The sequence below is a fragment of the Neisseria sp. P0021.S006 genome, assembly GCF_051956895.1.
Genome location: NZ_JBQCWZ010000861.1, coordinates 1 through 614 on the forward strand (window position 1 = coordinate 1; position 614 = coordinate 614).

The following is a 614-nucleotide window of genomic DNA, read 5'->3' on the forward strand; positions in this document are numbered from 1 at the left end:
CAAACCGCCGATTTGATCGAGCCGCAAGATGACGGTTTTCTGTTACTCGGTCGCCAAGACCGCATTATTAAATTTGAGGACAAACGCGTGTCGCTGACCCAAATCGAACACGAACTTTTACAACACCCTTGGATTGCCGACGCCCACTGCGGCCGTCATCCGCAACACCAACGCATTGCCATATGGGCGGCATTGAACGCAGACGGTATCGCCGCCTTGCGTGAGAAAGGCCACGCTGCGGTCGCAGATACGCTCAAACGCCATTTGGCCGCCACGCAGGACACCATCGCCCTGCCGCGTTACTGGCGTTTTACCGACAACCTGCCGCGCAATGCCCAAGCCAAAATAGCCGCGTCGGATTTTCAGACGGCCTTTACCGTTGCCCAAACTTCTCCCGTTTGGTCGAAAACATCATCTGACGATGAAACCAATACCGAAACTTTTATCGGGCGCGTGCCTTTGGATTTGGTTTATTTCGGCGGCCATTTTGCCACCTTCCCGCTGGTTCCCGGCGTGGTCGAGCTGCAATGGGTGCGCAACCTAATCGCGCCCCAGCCATGGGGCAAACAGCGCGTCATCCGCATCGAAAATCTAAAATATCAGCAGTTTATCCG

The 614-nt window shown here is 55.0% G+C and carries 1 pseudogene; it reads left to right on the plus strand.

Going from position 1 to position 614, the window contains the following annotated elements:
• Positions 1–614, plus strand: a pseudogene (locus tag ACTHUM_RS17550) (AMP-binding protein); the annotation flags it as partial.